11 protein-coding genes are annotated in these 19,586 nt (G+C 50.1%); 7 read left to right on the top strand and 4 right to left on the bottom strand.

Going from position 1 to position 19,586, the window contains the following annotated elements; genetic code table 11:
- Positions 1–2 precede the first annotated feature (2 nt).
- Positions 3–644: a C40 family peptidase gene (locus GA0116948_RS12220; protein WP_089712561.1), complete on the bottom strand. Its 642-nt coding sequence runs from the start codon at positions 642–644 to the stop codon at positions 3–5.
- Positions 645–989: 345 nt separating this feature from the next.
- Here GA0116948_RS12220 and dnaE point away from each other — a divergent pair, with 345 nt between their 5' ends.
- Positions 990–4,631 carry a DNA polymerase III subunit alpha gene (dnaE, locus tag GA0116948_RS12215; protein WP_089712559.1) on the top strand — a complete coding sequence of 1,214 codons (3,642 nt, stop codon included), beginning with the start codon at positions 990–992 and terminating at the stop codon, positions 4,629–4,631.
- Positions 4,632–4,725: 94 nt separating this feature from the next.
- Positions 4,726–5,043, top strand: a complete 318-nt coding sequence (trxA, locus tag GA0116948_RS12210) for a thioredoxin (RefSeq protein ID WP_089712557.1) — start codon at positions 4,726–4,728, stop codon at positions 5,041–5,043.
- A gap of 118 nt (positions 5,044–5,161) precedes the next feature.
- On the opposite strand, the gene GA0116948_RS12205 is transcribed toward trxA, so the two are convergent.
- The gene (locus GA0116948_RS12205; RefSeq protein ID WP_089712555.1) at positions 5,162–7,864 is read right to left on the bottom strand and encodes a T9SS type B sorting domain-containing protein; all 2,703 of its coding nucleotides are present in this window, start codon (positions 7,862–7,864) and stop codon (positions 5,162–5,164) included.
- A 512-nt stretch (positions 7,865–8,376) separates the two neighbouring features.
- On the opposite strand from GA0116948_RS12205, the gene GA0116948_RS12200 reads away from it, so the two are divergent.
- Entirely contained in the window at positions 8,377–10,524 is a 2,148-nt protein-coding gene (locus GA0116948_RS12200) for a M43 family zinc metalloprotease (protein WP_123891797.1), read from the top strand.
- The gene (mqnE, locus tag GA0116948_RS12195) at positions 10,521–11,711 is read left to right on the top strand and encodes an aminofutalosine synthase MqnE (RefSeq protein ID WP_089712551.1); all 1,191 of its coding nucleotides are present in this window, start codon (positions 10,521–10,523) and stop codon (positions 11,709–11,711) included. Before GA0116948_RS12200 ends, mqnE begins: the two co-directional genes overlap by 4 nt.
- Positions 11,712–11,795: 84 nt before the next feature.
- Here the strand turns inward: mqnE and GA0116948_RS12190 are convergent, their stop codons facing one another.
- Positions 11,796–14,048: a DUF7133 domain-containing protein gene (locus tag GA0116948_RS12190; RefSeq protein WP_089712549.1), complete on the bottom strand. Its 2,253-nt coding sequence runs from the start codon at positions 14,046–14,048 to the stop codon at positions 11,796–11,798.
- Between the two features lie 215 nt (positions 14,049–14,263).
- On the opposite strand from GA0116948_RS12190, the gene GA0116948_RS12185 reads away from it, so the two are divergent.
- Positions 14,264–14,608, top strand: coding sequence for a hypothetical protein (locus tag GA0116948_RS12185; RefSeq protein ID WP_089712547.1), 345 nt, complete (start codon positions 14,264–14,266; stop codon positions 14,606–14,608).
- Positions 14,609–14,666: 58 nt separating this feature from the next.
- Here the strand turns inward: GA0116948_RS12185 and GA0116948_RS12180 are convergent, their stop codons facing one another.
- Positions 14,667–15,605, bottom strand: coding sequence for a hypothetical protein (locus tag GA0116948_RS12180; RefSeq protein WP_089712544.1), 939 nt, complete (start codon positions 15,603–15,605; stop codon positions 14,667–14,669).
- Between the two features lie 333 nt (positions 15,606–15,938).
- Here GA0116948_RS12180 and GA0116948_RS12170 point away from each other — a divergent pair, with 333 nt between their 5' ends.
- Together GA0116948_RS12170 and GA0116948_RS12165 are read left to right on the top strand one after the other, a co-directional pair.
- Entirely contained in the window at positions 15,939–17,363 is a 1,425-nt protein-coding gene (locus GA0116948_RS12170; RefSeq protein ID WP_123891798.1) for a hypothetical protein, read from the top strand.
- A 205-nt stretch (positions 17,364–17,568) separates the two neighbouring features.
- The coding region (locus GA0116948_RS12165; protein ID WP_249260570.1) for a DUF6443 domain-containing protein at positions 17,569–19,586 on the top strand (2,018 nt) is incomplete at its 3' end.

The raw sequence follows: 19,586 nt of genomic DNA, 5'->3' as shown, positions 1-19,586 counted from the left end.
CACTACAACCTCCCGCCCCCTGCATAATATTTTTTCCAGTACGGCTCATTCAGATCGCTGATCATTACCCCGCCGCTGGTGGAGGCGTGTACAAATTTGTCGTTGTCCAGGTAGTACCCTACATGGCTCACGTGCTTTTTGTAGATGCGGAAAAACACCAGGTCGCCCTGTTGTAAATTGGCTTTGCTGCTGATACGGCTGGTCTGCTGGTAGAGCTGTGCGGCAGTGCCGGTAGTATATTGCTGGTATACGGTGGCCAGCAGCGTACTCACAAACCCCGAGCAGTCGATGCCCGTTTTATCCTTGCCACCCATATGATAGGGGGTACCCCACCACTGCTCTATAAAGTCGTACAATTTTTCATTGCTCATGACCTCTTCCACCGGCACGTCCACCAGTTGGGCATACTTGAATTGCCAGGTGCGGGCATTTTCGATGTAGCCGCCATTGCCAGTCAGGTTGCTGCCTATGTTGCGATCGACTTCTCTGGCACTTTTGCCATGGTGGCCGTTAATGCGCTCCAGTTGCGTAGGCTTGCGAGCGGCATTGGCGGGTGTATTAGAAAGCCGGGTGGTGGTACAAGCACTGAGCAAACACCCTCCACACAAGGCAACTATCCCGAACCTGGCAAACTTTAGCATCATTTTAAATAGTCGAAATTTTTGCAATGTTAGGCAAAAAAAATGTATCAGGATTACCCGCACATTTATGTGGTACGCTTTATCCTGGGTGTTACCTGGGCGCTGACTAGCCTCACCATAGGCGCAAGGTAGGATCAAAATAGATCACGGTACGCTTTATCCAAAGCGTTTCGGACCCTTTGACCAGCCTCACAGTAGAATTAAATCAGGAAGCTCTGCGAGCTGCTTGCCTGCATTTTTTGTGGATAATTTTACAATTCATCAATTTGTTATCTGCGCTAACTAACAGACCTTTGGTCACTACGAGGCAACTAACCATTGCCTAGGCCAGCACCGATAGAGAAGCATATGAAATTTTCGCACCTACACGTACATACCCAATACTCCTTGCTGGACGGCGCTGCCGACATCAAGGGGCTTTATAAAAAATCCATGGCCAGCGGCATGCCGGCACTGGCCATCACCGATCATGGTAACATGTTTGGCGCATTCCAGTTCGTAGCCGAGGCCTACAATAATAAGCTGAACCCCGAAGATCCCAAGGACAAACGCCTGAAAGTGAAACCTATTGTGGGCTGCGAGTTTTACCTCGTGGAAAACCGCCACAAACGCTCCTTCACCCGAGAGGAAAAAGACGTGCGCTATCACCAGGTATTACTGGCTAAGGACGAAAAAGGATATAAAAACCTTATCAAACTGTGCTCCCTGGGTTATATGGAAGGGCTATACGGTAAGTATCCCCGGATCGACAAAGAATTGATACTCCAATACCACGAAGGCCTCATTGCCACCACCTGCTGCCTGGGCGCTTCTGTACCTAAGGTAATCCTCCGCCATGGCGAGGATGCTGGGGAAAAGGAATTCCGCTGGTGGCTGGACCTGTTTGGCGACGACTTTTACGTGGAGCTACAGCGCCACGGTATTCCCGACCAGGATAAGGTGAACATATCGCTGCTGAAATTTGCCGAGAAATACAATGTGAAGATCATTGCCTCCAATGACTCGCACTATGTAGACCAGGAAGATGCCAACGCGCACGATATCCTGCTATGCATTAACACCGGCGAAAAGAAAAGTACGCCTACCATGAAGGAATTTGCCGACGACGACGCCGGCTCCAAAAACCACCGCTTTGCTTTTTATAACGACCAGTTCTACTTCAAGACCACGGAAGAAATGACTAAGTTGTTCCATGACTTGCCACAAGCTATTGACAACACCAATGAAATCGTGGACAAAGTGCAGTTGCTGGACCTGAAACGCGACATTCTCCTACCCAACTTCCCCATTCCCCCCGAATTTTTCACCCAGGACCACTACCTGCGCCACCTCACCATGGAAGGCGCTAAGGAACGATATGCCGAGATGACGGCGGAAGTGGAGGAACGCCTGAACTTTGAGCTGGATGTGATTGAAAAGATGGGATTTGCAGGTTACTTCCTCATAGTATCCGATTTTATCAAGGCCGGGCGAGACCTGGGCGTATTCATCGGCCCGGGGCGCGGATCGGCTGCAGGCTCCGCAGTGGCCTATTGCATTGGCATTACCAATATAGACCCGATTAAATATAACCTCCTGTTCGAACGTTTCCTGAACCCGGAACGTAAGAGCATGCCCGATATCGATACGGACTTCGACGATGAAGGCCGGCAGAAAGTCATTGATTATGTAGTGCAGAAATATGGCAAAAACCAGGTGGCGCAGATCATTACCTACGGTACCATGGCTGCTAAAATGAGCATCAAAGACGTGGCCCGCGTGATGGACCTGCCCCTGCAGGATTCTAACGCCCTGGCCAAACTGGTGCCAGACAAACCGGGCATTCAACTGGATCGTATTTTTAACGCTCCCCTGGAAGGAGATAAGAGCCTGTCTGAGAAGGAAGGCCTGGGCGGGGAAGATATGGAGAACGTAAAGAAACTGCGGGAATTAATTAAGGGCGACGACCTGCAAGGCGAGGTGCTGCGCGAGGCCTGCGTACTGGAAGGCTCTGTACGCAACACCGGCATTCACGCGGCAGGTATCATTATTGCCCCCCAGGACCTGCACGACCTTATTCCCGTAAGTACGGCCAAAGATTCCGACCTGCTGGTGACCCAGTTTGAAGGCAGTATCATTGAAAGCGCCGGCGTTATTAAAATGGACTTCCTGGGACTTAAAACCCTTACCATTATCAAGGGCGCCCTGGCCATGATCAAGCAGAATTATGGGGTGGAGATCGATATCGATTACATCCCGCTGGATGATGCCAAAACCTATGAACTGTACCAGAAAGGTGAGACCAACGGTACTTTCCAGTTTGAATCGCCCGGCATGCAGAAATACCTGCGGGAACTGAAGCCCGACCGGTTCGACGACCTGATTGCCATGAACGCCCTGTACCGCCCGGGCCCGATAGAATATATTCCCACCTTTATCCGCCGTAAACACGGCCTGGAACCTACCGTATACGACCTGGACGCCATGGAGGAATTCCTGAACGATACCTACGGCATCACCGTGTACCAGGAACAGGTAATGCTACTCAGCCAAAAACTGGCCGGTTTCTCCAAAGGCGACGCAGACATATTACGCAAGGCCATGGGTAAAAAACAAAAGGCCGTACTGGACAAAATGAAGTCCCAGTTTATGAAAGGCTGCCAGGAGCGCGGCCACGATACTAAGATAGCCGACAAGGTATGGACCGACTGGGAAGCATTTGCTTCCTATGCGTTCAATAAATCGCACTCCACCTGCTATGCCCTGGTGGCTTACCAGACGGCTTTCCTCAAGGCCCACTACCCTGCCGAATATATGTCGGCGGTCCTTAACAACGCCAGCAATATTGAAAAGATCACCTTCTTCATGGAGGAGTGCAAGCGCATGGGCATCGACGTATTGCAGCCAGATGTAAATGAATCGTTCAAAGGTTTTGCCGTGAACCGCCAGGGTGCTATCCGGGTAGGGCTGGCAGGGCTTAAGGGCGTAGGTGAGGCAGCCATAGAAAACCTGATTGAAGAGCGCGCCAAAGAAGGCCCTTTCCGGTCTATTTTCGACATGATCAAACGGGTAAACCAACGCATGGTGAATAAAAAATCATTGGAAGCCATGGTGATGTCTGGTGCCTTCGATTGCTTCCCCGCCTTGCACCGCGCCCAGTATTTCCATAAAGCCGAAGGCGAGCCACTCAGCGGGCTCGACAAGATCGTAAAATTTGGCAACCAGGTAAGTGCCGGTGGTACTGCCGCAGGTAGCCTCTTCGCCATGGATGATATGCCCGACATTGAGCCACCCAAGATCGCCGCCTGCGATCCCTGGCCCCTGATCGTAAAGTTGAACTATGAGCGCGATATCACCGGCATTTATATTTCCGGCCACCCGCTGGATGATTATAAATTTGAGCTGCAACACTACAAAATGGACCGCATCCAGCAACTGCTGGACTACCAGGCGGAGATTACCACGCCCGGCAGTACCGGGGGCCGCAGCCGGGAGCGCAACTTCCGCCTGGCGGTATTTGTGACCAGCGCCGTAGAAAGGATATCCCGGAACAACCGCCAGTTTGGCGTGCTTACAGTGGAGGATTACTCCGGCAAATTTGAGTTTGCCCTGTGGAGCGAAGACTTTATCCGGTTCTCTTCTTATATGAAAAACGGGCTCTGCCTTTTCATTAATGGCGGGTTTAAGTCTAAACGCTATAATGAGAACGAGTACGAGTTTAAAGTGAACAATATTCAACTGCTACAGGAGGTAAAAAAAACCCATACCAGGCAGATTGTGCTGGTAACCATGCCCAAATTGCTCACTAAACCCACCGTAGATTTTCTGGTAGACAACGCCACCCGGCATCCGGGAAAGACGGAACTATTCCTGCAGCTTATAGATCGCGATGATAACCTGGCCATTAAGCTGCACACCTTTAACCGCCACCTGGAAATGAATGACGAACTGGCACAGTTCCTCAGCAGGCATGGCGATATCGATACGCACATCGAGATTTTCAATAGGTAGTGCCGTCAAAAATGCAGTACTTTGCACACGGATCGTTATTTGTTATAACTTTCCTGCTATAACCGGATTTAACAAAAAACTTAAAATACATTATATGGCACTTGAATTCACAGACTCAAATTTTCAGACAGAAGTGTTAAGCTCTGAACAATTGAGCGTAGTAGATTTCTGGGCAGAATGGTGTGGTCCTTGCCGCGCTATCGGTCCCGTGGTTGAAGAATTGTCTAAAGAGTATGCGGGCAAAGTAAAAGTTGGTAAAGTAAATGTGGACCAGAACCCACAGCTTTCAGTTGCTTACGGCATCACCAGCATTCCTGCTATCCTGTTCATCAAAAATGGTGAAGTAGTGGATAAGCAAGTAGGTGCTGCTCCCCGCGCCGTGATTGAGAAAAAAATACAGTCCCACCTGTAAGATATAAGCTGGATGTAATATTAACAAGCATAAACGCAGGCTGCAACGCCTGCGTTTTTTTTATGCCTATCCGCAAAAGGTAGGTAAGAAAATGCAGGCGAAGGAAGCCTGCATTTTTTTATTTCACCAGGGTTACGGTTCCTTTCCGCAGCAGTTTTTTATCCTGCGCACTGAAGAAGCTGTATTGGATCATGTATACATAGGACCCTATATCACAACGCCGGCCATTTACCGTACCATCCCAACCTAATTTGGGGCTGAGGGAATCAAACAACAAATTGCCCCAGCGGTTGTAAATGGAAAGGTGGTAGTTCGCAATACCCAGTGACGAGGGCATGAAAATATCATTCTGCCCATCGCCATTGGGCGAGAACGCGTTCGGTATGATCAGGCGTTCATTGTAGGAAAGATTTATTTTCACCGTGTCTTTCGTAATACAGTTCTTACCAGTCAGCGTTTCCAGCACATAGGTGGTGGGCTGTAGCGGTGTGGCAATGGTAGTGGCGCAGATATCGCAGGAAAGACCGGTGGCCGGTATCCATTGAAAATCGGGTGCATTGTTTTCCGCCACCAGCGGTACAGACTCACCTATGTTGATGGTGGTATCGCGGGTGAGGATATTAATCCGCTCCGTATTATTGTTCACCACCACCACGGCCGTATCTTCTCCACAACCATTAACATCGGTGATTCGAATGGGATAAGTACCTGCGCTAAGATTCATCACCTCATTACTGTCCATTACATCACCATTCCAATACACCGTATAAGGCGCGGTACCGCCTTGTGGGTCCCATAACACACTACCCCGCCCATCGCCACAGGCTTCATCGGTGGAGGTAGCCCGCAATGCCACGGGAGCCGGCTCCTGGATAGTTACTTGCAGGGTGTCGTAACAATAATCACTTTTAGTAACCACCTGGTGAGGGCCGGCAGCCAGGTTATTCCAGCTATTGGATGCCTGGAAAGCGCCACCATCTATTGCATAACTCAATGGCGGCTCACCACTCGTTAGCTGTACCGTAATACCCCCATCGCTACCCATGGCACAGGTTACGTTATTGCTGCTGGCGGTTGTTTTTAATATATCGGCCAATTGATCAATGGTGTAATCTACGTCTTGCGTTACGCAGCCCTTTGTATCCAGGATATGTACCTTATAAGTACCGGGGGGCAGTGGATCTATCGTGGCACCAGGTTGGGACACGTTGTCCAGGAAATATTCATAGGGCGCTGTGCCACCACTGGCCTGCAGTTGAAGGCTGCCCGTGAGGTGCTTGCAATCCAGCGATTGCACCTCTGCCGAAAGCAGCAGGGCAGGGTATTCAGTAACGGCTACCGGCTGCTCGGTGGTACAGCCGCCATTGAACACCGCTACAGAATAATCACCACTGGAAACAGTGATTGAAGGAGTTTCCGCATTGTTATTCCAAAGATAACGATTGGTAGTGCCAGCGGCAGTAGCATCCAGCGTAGTTTGGGTACCGGGGCAAATAATTTGATCGGTTAATGGGACTACGGGAGGGTCCAATACTACAATGTTTTTACAAAAAGTGCGCTGGGTAGTTAATAATTCATCCATCAATACATTCACCGTATAAGTTCCCGCCTTGTTGTAGGAAAATGCCGGGGGCGTGGCTACGTTAGAAGAAGCAATACTGGATTCCGTGCAGGGACTGAACACAATAGCGCTCATGGTATGATTACTCACATTGGTAATAAAGGAATACAAACTGGTACCTTCCCGGAACAGGGTGGAAATAGAATGCGGAAAACTCAAATTACCCAGGCTCCCCAATGTCTCACCAGTGATGGGCCCCTGTACTCCTTTGTCCAGCCGTATGCGGGCAATATCGTTGCTTTCATTATTTACCACCAGCCCAAAAGTGCCGCCGCAGTCGTGAATAATAGTAAGGTCGCGGGGCTTGTGCAACACGCCGCTGGGATTGGGCAGGTTTACCGCCGTAGGTGTATTCAACAGCGATGTACCGAAGTCCATACGGGTAATCGTTCCATCTGCCTCATTGGTCACATACACATACCAGTTGCCTTCGTCCTGGATGGCACAAATACCGGTCGGGTTATTTAATCCCCCGATGGTACCCAGGTTTGTTCCTACCGGCATTACACTAAAATCGCTGCCGAAATCAAACCGGGTGATGGTATTGTTTTCAAAATTGGTTGTAAAACCATACCAATGCCCATTGTCGCTGAACATATAAAAATCCACCGGGTAAGCCAGGTTGCCGATATTACCCCACACATTGGCACCACTGCTGCTGGTAGGTACGTCATCTGACGCCAGCGAGGGTCCCAAGTCTATGCGAACAATCTGCGGTGTGGTTTCCGCGGTACCTCCTACCAGCAGAATATGCCAGCCGGTAGCATCTTTGGCCAACTGTAATCCTTCGGCATGATTGGGTACAGCACCATTGCAATTGTTCCAGTTTATTGCTGTAGGTGTATTAAGCAGGCTATTACCAAAGTTCAGCTTCACCAGCCGTCCTTCGTTATTGGATACAAAACCATAAAAATTATTGCCTTCTTTGGCTGTCACGGAAAATACGGGGGAAAGCAGGTATTGCCCGGGATTGCCCAGGTTAGTGCCGGTAGGCGTGTTATAAAAGCCGCCAGAGCAGAAATTCCAGAAATAAGTGCTGGCGGTACTCACATCACTTACCTGAATAGGATCCCCCACACACACCGTATCCGGGGCGGTAAAAAGGGGTGTTTGGGCTATGGCCGGAGGTATAAAATGCAATAGCAGAATGCCCAAAGCTGCACAACGGGCTAACAATCGACTCGGTAAGGGAACGCGCATGATGAATAAATTCTGTCTTAGGGTATAGCGCACAAGATAATATATAAATGCGGATGAAATTACCACACGTTTTTGTTATTTACTCCGGCACATAGCCTGTATAGCAAGCAGCTATGACTGGCGTGCGGGGTGTCGCTACCTGGGCAATTCCCATACATGCGCCTTACAGCAGCCCCCCGCAAACTAAAACGCCCCAAAGCTGCGTTATAAGCCTAATCATGTGCATCCAAAAAAAATTGATCCTACATGGATACAAATATTAATTTTAATAAATAATTATCAAAATTCAACCAAAGTCGCTTACAGCCATAAAAAAACGTCATTTGTCCATTTTAGACATTTATCCTGTTTACATTTTATATTATTGCAATTAAATATGGCCTCGCCGGTGTAAGATATCTTTTACTGCCATAGTGCTTTTGAAACAGCCCCGGCGCGGCCCTGCCAGCAGATTGGCTATTGTAGGAGATGCCGGCAGCACATTCGCTTCAACTTATCAAACCCTTACCGATTTGCGTCGATATTTATTTCCCTTCCTGAGTATTTTGTGCTGCCATACCGTGGCGGCCCAGCAGCATTGTGGCTCCGCGGTGGCCTTACAGCATCAGTTTCAGCTACATCCTACACTGGCCCTGAAAGCCCAGCAAAACGCAGCCATGCTGCAGGAGCGTCTGCACACTATGCGCCTGCAACGCACTACGGCTACGCCCACCAATTTGGTGGTGCCGGTGGTCATCCACATTGTACTACCTGATCCTAGCATAGTAACAGCCGCTCAGATTGCGGAGCAAATGCAGGTACTCAACGAAGATTTTGCGGGCAGTAATGCCGACACCAGTGCCGTACCGGCGGTCTGGAAGCCCCTCATTGGCCATACCCATATCCAGTTTTGCCTGGCCCAGCGCACCCCTGGTGGCGATCCGGCCACCGGCGTGGTAAGGGTGGCTAGCAACCACGGTTCTTTTGACGTGTACGACGCGGCTGCGGCGGCAAAATATACCAGCCAGGGTGGCTCTGATGCCTGGGATACCGATAATTATTTCAACATCTGGGTATGCCAGTTATCCTCCGGCAACCTGGGCGTAGCCACGCCCCCGGATGGGTCGTTCCCGGCCGAGCAAGACGGTATAGTGGTAGATTATACTGGTTTTGGCAGCAGCGGTACTGCCCAGTCTCCCTACAACGGCGGACGTACTGTCACCCACGAAACCGGCCATTACTTCGGTATGAAACATATTTGGGGCGATGATGATGGAGATGGCGTGGCCCGCTGTACGACAGATGACGGCATTGACGATACCCCCCTCCAGGGCAAACGCAACTTTGACTGTCCCACCTTTCCCAAGCTGGACGCCTGTTCGCCTACCAGTCCTGGTATTATGTTCATGAATTATATGGACTATACCAACGATGCCTGCATGCACCTCTTCACCACCGACCAGGCTGCCTACATGGACAATGTATGGCAAACCCTGCGTACTTCCCTGATCACTTCCACCGGCTGCCAGCCGGTAACACTACAGCAACACGATGCCGAAGCCGCCGGCCTGCTCAGCCCTATGGACAAGGTGTGCGACAACCAGATAACGCCGGAATTCATCCTTAAAAATAAAGGCACTGACCCCCTCACTTCCGTAAAAATCACTTACACCATCAATGGCGGCTCGCCGGTGACTTACAACTGGACCGGCAACCTGGCCAGTCTGGCTACCACCACCCTATCGCTGCCATCTAGTGTGGTGGATACGGGGCATTTCGTCTTTACGCTATACACCGACCTGCCCAACGGCCTCGCCGATCAGGACCATAGCAACGATACTGCCCGCGGCAGTTTCCATTACGATGCCGATGGGGTATATCCGATGCTGGAAGGTTTTGAGGGCGAAGTATTTCCGCCGGATGGCTGGAAAATCAATAATCCCGATAACAGTTTTACCTGGGAGCTAACCCGGGATGCTGCTAAAAGCGGCAATAACGCCGTGGTGATGCGCAACCTGGGTTATGCCAGCAACGGGCCGGTAGACGACCTGCTGACGCCTGTTTTCAATGGGGGTACAGATTCTGTGTTCCTGTATTTTGACATTGCCGCCGCCACCCAGTCAGACATTCACGGTACCAATACCACCTGGGATACCCTGGCCATATTGGTGTCCAAAGATTGTGGGCTTACCTACGACAGCACTGGCTACCTCAAGGCTGGTGCCACCCTTGTAACGCGCACCACCCCGGTAACCCAGGAATACTACCCTACCGCCAGCGAGTGGCGCAGAGACTCGGTAAATCTTACCGCCCTGGTGCGCAATAGCCGCTACCAGGTGGTATTCCGCAACATCAGCAATTATGAGAACAATATTTACCTGGACAATATTAACATCGTAACCAAGGGCATCAATCCACTGCTCCAGGAAAAAGGCATCCTCTACTGGCCCAACCCTACTTCGGGACCTATTACCATTGCTTTTTACTCTGTTCCTACCGATCTGCAAAGCTTTGCCGTGTACGATGGGGCCGGCAGGCTAGTCATGAGTCGGCCCGCCAGCGCTATTGGATCCAACAACCGCATCACTTTTGATTTGGTAAATGAGGCAAATGGTGTTTATTTTGTAAAATTAATTTACCGGGATCGCAAGAAGACCTTTAAAATAGTGAAAGTACAATGACGACTAGCCAAGCATCTCCCGCCATCGCAGCCCTGCTGCAACAACCCACCCTGGACCCGGGCCTGAAAGCCGTAGCGGAAAAGGTACTAAGACAGGAAAGATTAACGCCCGAAGACGGCCTGCTGCTGTTTGAAAAAGCAGATGTAGGTTTTGCCGGCGCATTAGCCAATCATGTACGGGAGCGCATGCATGGCGACAATACCTATTTTAACCGCAATTTTCATATAGAGCCTACTAATGTTTGCATATTCACCTGCAAATTCTGCTCATATTCCCGCAGCTACAAGAACAAGGAAGACGGCTGGGAGCTTAGCATAGACGAGATGCTGGACATCGTCAAAAAATATGACGGGGAGCCTGTTACCGAAGTACACATTGTAGGCGGCGTACATCCGAAGATGAATTTGGATTTCTTTTGTGAATTGATCAGCAAGATCCGCGCCCACCGCCCGGACCTGCACATCAAGGGTTTTACTGCCGTGGAGCTGGATTATATGTTCCGCAAAGCAAAACTTACCGTGGAAGAAGGCATGAAAAAACTCAACGACGCCGGGTTACAATCTATGCCGGGCGGCGGTGCCGAGATCTTTCATCCCGACGTGCGCGCCCTTATCTGCCACGACAAGGTAGATGCTGATGGCTGGCTGGCCATTCACCGGGCCGCCCACAACCTGGGTATGCATACCAATGCCACCATGCTGTATGGACACGTAGAAACCTTTGCTCACCGCATAGACCACATGGAGCGCCTGCGGCAATTGCAGGACGAAACCCATGGTTTCAATACTTTTATTCCACTGAAGTTCCGCAATAAAGACAATGAAATGAATCATGTGCCCGAGTCTTCCATCATAGAAGACCTGCGCCTGTACGCCATTGCCCGCCTGTATTTGGATAACTTCCCCCATCTGAAAGCCTACTGGCCTATGCTGGGCCGCCAAACGGCGCAGCTCACGCTGGCCTTTGGGGTGAATGACCTGGACGGCACCATTGACGATACCACTAAGATCTATTCAATGGCAGGTGCTGAAGAACAAAATCCTTCCCTGAACACCGCGCAGCTAGCCATGCTTATTCGACAGGCTGGCCGCAGGCCCATTGAGCGGGATACGCTTTACAACGTGGTGAAAGATTATAGCGAAGCAACATTCACCGATGCAGAACTACTCGGCGCTTCCAAAAATTAATAACCGTATTACACAAATGGATCTATAAAATAACCCGCTGTTCCTTACAGCGGGTTTTTTATGGCCCCAAAAACGGTAGGGTTCCTACTTCAGTTGTAATAATTCCTCCATCGTAAAAGCCTTTTGCCGACCGGCATTGCGCTGCCTTATATTACGTATATCCGTTTCCGTTATAGGCCCTGCATTGTTTTTCCAGCACTGGCGGATATAACTGAGCAACTGGGCAATGTCGGCATCGGACAACTCTTTATTATTGCCAATAGCGGGCATATCGCCCGTGATCTCAGGGAAGGTTTTCCCGCTTACGCGCACCGGGCCGCCCAGGCCAAAAAGCACGATAGACATTAGTTTGCGGGAATCGCCATTCACCCAATCGGAACCATTGAGCGGGGGCGCCAGGGCATGAATACCATTGCCATCACCGCCGTGGCAGGTTTGGCATATGGTATTGAATAACTGCGCTCCCCGTGGATATTGCTTGGCAAGGCCCTTATTTTTTTCCGCCAGTTTGGCTTCCTCCGCGCGGTTGATAGCAGCTTGCAGGTGGCGATAAAATACAGCATTGGTATCGCGTTTCATTTGCAGGTAACTGGCCCGCCACGACAACTCCTTGTCTTTGGCATTACTAAGCAGTGCATCCGAAAGGTATGGATCGTTAGTGCCGGCCAGCGAAAGGGCAGCGGCCAGCACCCCGGCTTTGGGATACGCTTGCAGCGCAGGCATATCCAGTGCGGCAGCTACGGCCAGGTGGGGATCATTACCCACGGCGGTGGCTACGGCCTCGAAAATGGCCGCGCGGTTTTGTGCGTTTACGATGGATGGAATGACAGCCAATGCCTGAGTTTTTAACCGGTAAGTATTACTACTCATTAACAGTGGCGCTACCTCCGTCCATTGCAGGGCGCCCAAGCCTTCCAGTGTCCAGAGGGCGTGCAGCCAGGCGTTGCCCTGGGTATGGGTGAGCAATTGCTTTAAGGCGGGTACCAGCGCGGTGATATGCCCGTCTACAATCAGTTGCTGGGCCCTGTCGCGGCGCCAGCCATTTTCATCGGCCAGGGCTGCCAGCAGGCTATCTGGCGCTGTAGCCAACGGCCTGATGGCTGGCGAGCTACCGGCAGGCACCACGCGGTAAATGCGGCCACAGTTCAGCGGCTGGGTAAGCGCCCGGGTGCGTATCTCATTTTTCAGGTATTCGGTGAGATAGGTTTTATGTTGGATAATGCCCCGGTACATATCTACCACATACAGCGCTCCCTCCGGGCCATTATAGAGATTCACCGGGCGGAAACGTTCGTCATCGCTCGCCAGAAATTCTTTGCCAGCGTAGGCCTGGTGGCCACTAACCTTGTAAATACTGTCGGGCTGAAGGATATTGCGTTTTATGAGATTGCCGGCAGGTTCGGCCACAAATACATTGTTTTGGAAGGCTGCACCCAGCAAAGGGCTACGGTTCACCAGCGGGCCACAGGCCGCCGTGAAAGCGGTAAGGCGGCCACTATCGTCCAGTACGTCTTTTACATAACCCCTGTTTACGCCGGTATGGTGCAAAGGGTACACGCGGTTATCCGGAACAATTTCCTCATCATAGCCCCTCACCCGCTGCAAATGCGGGTTGCCAGCACCCAGGCCTGGGGCAAAGTAATCCCCTAGTACATTGGCTGAATTATTATTGTAAACCAAGCGGCCGTCGTCGTCCTGGCAAATGCCCCATTGACCACGGAAGTGGGTATTGCTGATTATCCAGCGCCCATTTTGCAGGCGGTAGCGTTTGGCAGACTTGGCATTGTAGATCCAGTTGTCCATCGCGCGGAACAGGCCATTGGGCTGATGCTCTACATTGCCTCCATCGGCATAGGCACTGTCTACCAGCGTACGTTTGCCGGGATGGTCCTGATTGTTTTCCACAAACCATAGCCGGGGAGGTTCAGCCACCAGCACCCCATTGCCCACCAGGCATACGGCCCGGGGCAGTACCAGGCTATCGAGGAAAACCCGGCGGGTATCCATCCGGCCATCGTGGTTGGTATCTGCCAGGATGACGATCTTACCATTCATATTGGCCTCCCCGGTGCCGGCGGTATCGGGCATATAGCTGGTCATTTCCACCACCCAGGCACGGCCCTTCTCATCGAAGCTCATGGCCACGGGGGCCACCACCAGCGGCTCGGCGGCCACCAATTGCACCTGGAGGGGTGATTCTACCCGCATATGGGCAATAGCGGCCTGTGCGTCCAGTACGGAGGCAGGCTGGTCCTTTATTGTAACTTTCTGTTTGCCAGGCTGACAGGCAAAAATGGCACATAACAGGCTTCCGGTCAATAAATAACGATAGTTCATGCAATGGTTTCGTAAACGTCAACAAAATAAGGAGGGATTTGCAGCAATCAAACAAGCCGGGGTAAAATAATTGGCGGGTTGTTCATAATCAGTGGTTTAGCAGGAAAATGGGGGTGTTAACAACTATTAACGTTTAGTGCGGGCTGCGCTGCGTATATTTGTTTGCTATGCCGGCACATGTTTTGTCTGTAATTCATCACTAAAAGGTAAAAACTATGACGCAATTGACTCCCGGAGAATGTTATCGGATTGGCTCTAGTGCTATTTCCTGGCTGAAAGAAAAATTAGGCAACCTTGATTTTATTGTAAAAGTAGTCGCGGTGGATCATGCAAAAGACCGTACTGCCTTTAAGTTGCAGCGTATTGTAGGCGTGATGGATGAGAACGCATTGGCAGTAGGTACTGTGAAGTCTTTTGTGGAAGCTATGCAGGGTGCGCAGGAAAACGAAGGCGCTGCTAATTTCCGTTATGAATCGCGTTTTTTAAATTGGGTGAATGAAGGCCGCGTAACCCGGTACCGCACACCTAAATTTGATTGGATGCCAGTACGTGGGAACTAACTACCACAAATTGTTGCGTTCACGATAAACTTTGAGGCTTCCAGGATGGAAGCCTTTTTTAATGTAATTTTATTTTTTTGAGTGGCTGTTCCAGGGCTTTTATTCTGTCATTTTGCTGAATAAGCAGCAGGGTGAGTTCTTCTACTTTTTGCAGCAGTTTAGCATTCATATCACCTACGTCTATTCCTTCCTTTTGCACATCGGCGGTGGTGGGAATGCCAGGCAGGTGCTTATTTACCTGGATATAGGTTTTTAACTCGGTCAAATCGGGCAAGGGATAATCATCGTCGAATACGAAATCAGCCCAGGGATTTACCGTAGTCACTTTTATTTTGCGGGCACCAATGGTGCCCTCCACGGCCAGTTTGTAAGGGCCGGGCGCCGTAGTACCAATGCCGATAGCACCCGTAAAATAATTAGTGCCACCCCCCAGGTAATATGCCGTACCGCTGCTGGTGAGGCCAGATTGATTTACAGTGGCACTGGGCGCTGTAAGTACATTGAAGGCCGTACCATTAGACAATGTTAATGGCAATGCATTGGCCACACCATCGTACAATACGGGCGCTGCGGCTCCGGCAGGGGCCGTGTAGAAATAAGTAGTGCCACCTCTTAGGTATACCATAAAACGCTTTGCCCCATCAACGCTGGAGATATCCAGCCAGTTAGCGATGAAAACGTTGGTAAAACCCACCCCAGTGCCCACCGTTTGAAAGATTTCAGCATTACAAAATGAGGATCCATTCCCCCAATTGGTGACGTGAAAACGGAAACGTGCAATAAGGGTACCAGCCCAGATGGAAGATGATGCATCTGTGTGGGTGTCTGCTCTACCTAATTGAAGTTCCGTGGCAACACTAGTCCCCCAAAGTACATCATTGAAAACTACCGGGTAAAACGTATCTGTTGTACCTCCCACGTGGAAGTTTCCATAAACTTGCGCAAACAAAGGGCTACCGCTCAATAAAACAAAGGCTAAGGCGAACCATTTTTTCATATGTCAGGGAGATAATTGATTAACAAATTAAGGGGAGTGTTTACGTTACGGGCGAGGAAAGTATAAGGAACATCGCCAGGGCGGTTAACAAATCAAAGCTATATTTTCCATTTCAAATTTACAATATCCCGGTAAAAATATTTTTCTTTCCGATTGTTTTTATGCCATTAAAGTGCTTCTTTTGTAATCGTATATCGTCAAACATTCCTGGCATCTGTTTTCCCGACTTCCTTAGAACTTGTAGCGATAGGGTTTGTTTTCCGACTTCCAAAATCATCATCCCTTTTCCCTGAAGCATAATTCCTGGCTATGTATGTGAAATTGCTTTTTTGTTTGTCCCTCTTGTGCTCCGGCCTTGTGCAGCGGGGCGTGTGCGCCACGCTGCAGGTAGACACCACTGCTGCGCAGACAGACAGTGTGCTGAAAACGGTGAACGCCGTTCCCGACAAATATTATAAACAAGTGACCGCCAAGACCCGGCAAATGACCGCCACGGTGCAACAACGCAGCCTACAGGCGGTAAACAGTATGCTGGAAAAGGAAAAGAAAATGCAGGCGAAACTTTCCCAGACAGATTCTGTGGCGGCAGTCCGGATTTTTAAACATGGTATTGATTCCCTGCAACATCTTCAAAGTCTATTGAAAAGCAAAATACCCTTTGCCGGCAAAGCCATGGCCTATGATGGATATATAGATAGCCTGCAAAATTCCCTGGGCTTCCTGAAGCAACTGAAACAAGGGGCCGGCACCCAAAAGCTGGATGGTGCGTTGCAAAGTGTAAATGGCCTGCAAGACCAGTTCCAGGCAGCAGACCAGGTAAAAAATTACCTCCAGTCACAAAAGGATTTCCTGAACACACAACTATCCCACTACAGCAACCTGGCAGGAGATCTCAAAGGCATTAACAAGGAGGCTTATTATTACACCCAGCAACTGAATGAATACAAGGAGCTCCTGCACGACAAAAAGAAGGCGGAAGCAAAGGCCGTGAGCCTGCTGCAACAACTGCCCGCCTACAAGGCCTTCCTGCAAAAACATTCCCAACTGGCTTCCCTGTTTAATCTTTCTGCCAATGGCGATGCTAACCTGGCCCAAAGCCTGGAAGGCCTGCAAACCCGCAGCGCCGTAGAACAGCTCCTCTCCCAACGCCTGGGTGGAGGCCCCAACGCATCGGCAGCCGTTAGCAACCAGATGGAGGCTGCCCGCAACCAGTTTAATGAACTGAAAAATAAGTTCCCCAACCTGGATAATGCCGGGGAAATGCCCAACTTTAAACCCAACGACATGAAGACCAAAAGCCTGCTGCAACGGCTGGAGTTTGGCGCTAATGTGCAGTTCCAGAAGTCTAGCCTGTACTTCCCCACTACCGGCGATTTTGCCGGGCAGGTGGCGTACAAGTTCACGAAGAAAGGCAGCATAGGACTGGGCGTTGCCTATAAACTGGGCATGGGTTCAGGATTTAACCATATCCGATTTAATAGCCAGGGTGTAGGACTTCGGTCGTTCATGGACTGGCAGATGAAGGGGAGCATTTATGCCAACGGCGGGTTTGAGGAGAATTACAATAATAACTTCGGCAGCGTAGCCGAATTGCGCAGATTTAAAGCGTGGACAGGTAGCGCACTACTAGGCGTGAGTAAGAAATATCAGCTCAATGCCAAGATGAAAGGGAATATTATGTTGTTGTATGATTTTCTTTGGAGTGTGCATACGCCTACTACGCAACCGGTGGTGTTGCGGATGGGGTATACGTTTTAGGAGGGGGGGGGATTTCCCCAAACAGATCGTGCGATTAATATCGCCATACATGCTTAGTTGCCTTTATTCATTGAATTCCCTTTATATGCCCATAAAAATAACTCCATTGATTTTTCGAATAGCGATACTTGTTGTTCTAACGAATATATTTTTACTGGCCGGGGTATCCGCCCAAAACAACGTTCCAAGCACCACTCTCCTCCCCGTGGCTACCCCCGTAGCCATTCCTACTGCCTATTCCAGTGCTACCGGTAATTACGTCCGTACTTATGATGTAAATATGATAACCGCTGATCCTAACGCCGTAATGGCGAGCGGCAATACTTCCAAACAAGTAACACAAACCACTGCCTATATGGACGGGCTGGGCAGACCACTGCAAACTGTCGTGAAAGGCGGCAGTCCGTTGGGCTACGATCTGGTGTCGCCCGTAATATATGATGCCTATGGCCGGGAGCAGTACCAATACCTGCCATATATTCATACCGGTAGCAGCGATGGCGCTTTTAAACTGGACCCCTTTACTGCGCAAAAGACTTTCTATCAAAACACCACCCTGAATCCTGGTGTTCAGGGTGAACAAATCTTTTACAGTGAAACACAGTACGAGCCTTCTCCCCTGAACAGGGTGCAAAAAACATTTTCCGCTGGCAATAGTTGGGCATCTACCGGTGCTAATCATCCTGTACAATTACAATACCTCACCAATAATGCGACCGATGCAGTACGCATCTGGAGTATGCCGGCCACGGGAAATATTCCCGTTTCAACCAGCACCTATCCCGCAGGAACTTTGTATAAAACGGTCACTACAGACGAACAAGGTCATCCATTGGTGGAGTTTAAAGATAAAAACGGACAGGTAATCCTTAAAAAAGTATCGCTGAGTAGTACTGCAGACGGGCATGCCGGCTGGCTCTGCACCTATTATGTGTATGACGACCTAGGTAATCTCCGTTTTGTGATGGCACCAAAAGCCGTTAGCCTCATCAGCAGTAATTGGGTCATTTCTTCCGCAATAGCTGACGGACTGTGTTTTCAATATACCTACGACGGCAGGAATCGCATGATCACTAAAAAAGTACCCGATGCCGGTATTGTTTCGATGGTGTATGATACCCGGGACCGTTTAGTTTTTACCCAGGACGCCAACCTACTTGCCGCCCATCAATGGATCACTACATTTTACGATGCCCTGAACCGGCCCGTGATGACGGCGCTGTATCCCTCTACCCAAACAGCCGCACAATTGCAGGCAACACTGAACAGTGCCACCGCATCATCCACTACGCTGACCAATACTTTTCCCGGCCTTACAGACCTGGTGCTGGGCGTACGCACAACCGGACAAACGCTGTATCAAGCCAGTCAAACCATAACATTTCAGGATGGGTTTACCTCCGAAACGAACGCGGAATTTACCGCCCAGATCAACCCCTCCCTGCAAGGCAATACCGAGCAGGTAACCGTAGTAAATCCTTTACCCGGCATTACCGGGTACCAGCCACTTACTTACACCTATTACGACAACTATACCTACAATGGCGCCAAGGCGCTACAGGCGGCTGATTTTTCCAAGCTGCAAGCCGATGCCAGTAACAGCGCCTATGCTACCCCGGTGACTACCAGCAGCACGATGACCAACGGCCTGGTAACGGGTACAAAGGTGCGCGTACTCGGCACCGATCAGTGGCTGACCACCACCTCTTATTACGATAGCAAAGGCCGCCCTGTACAGACCATTAGCGACAACTTGCAAGGCGGGCTTGTAGTGACCAGCAGCTTGTATGATTTTGCCGGCAAGGTACTCTCCTCGTACACCCATCTTACCAACCCGCGCAGCGGCATTGCACCGGATGAACAAGTGTTGACCATTCTTACTTATGACGATCATCATCACGTGTCCAAAGTAACCAAACAGGTGAATGGTGCAACGCCGGTGATCGTTTCTCAGAACACTTATGATGAATTAGGAAGACTTAAGAAAAAAGTACTGGGCAACAACCTGGAAGTACTTAACAATGAGTATACTATAAAGGGCTGGTTAAGCTCCATTAACAAAGATTACATTATCGGCACGAATACCGAGGCCAATCACTTCGGCGAAAAGTTGGGCTACGATGCAGGTTTCACTATTCCACAATACAATGGCAATATTGCCGGTGTAACGTGGAAAGGCTTTAACGCACCCATTGCAAGGGACTACGGCTATGCATATGATGC

It is taken from the genome of Chitinophaga costaii (assembly GCF_900094705.1).
GTDB lineage: Bacteria > Bacteroidota > Bacteroidia > Chitinophagales > Chitinophagaceae > Chitinophaga > Chitinophaga costaii.
Note: the sequence above shows the minus strand (reverse complement) of the source record. Positions and strands in the feature narration are given on the sequence as shown.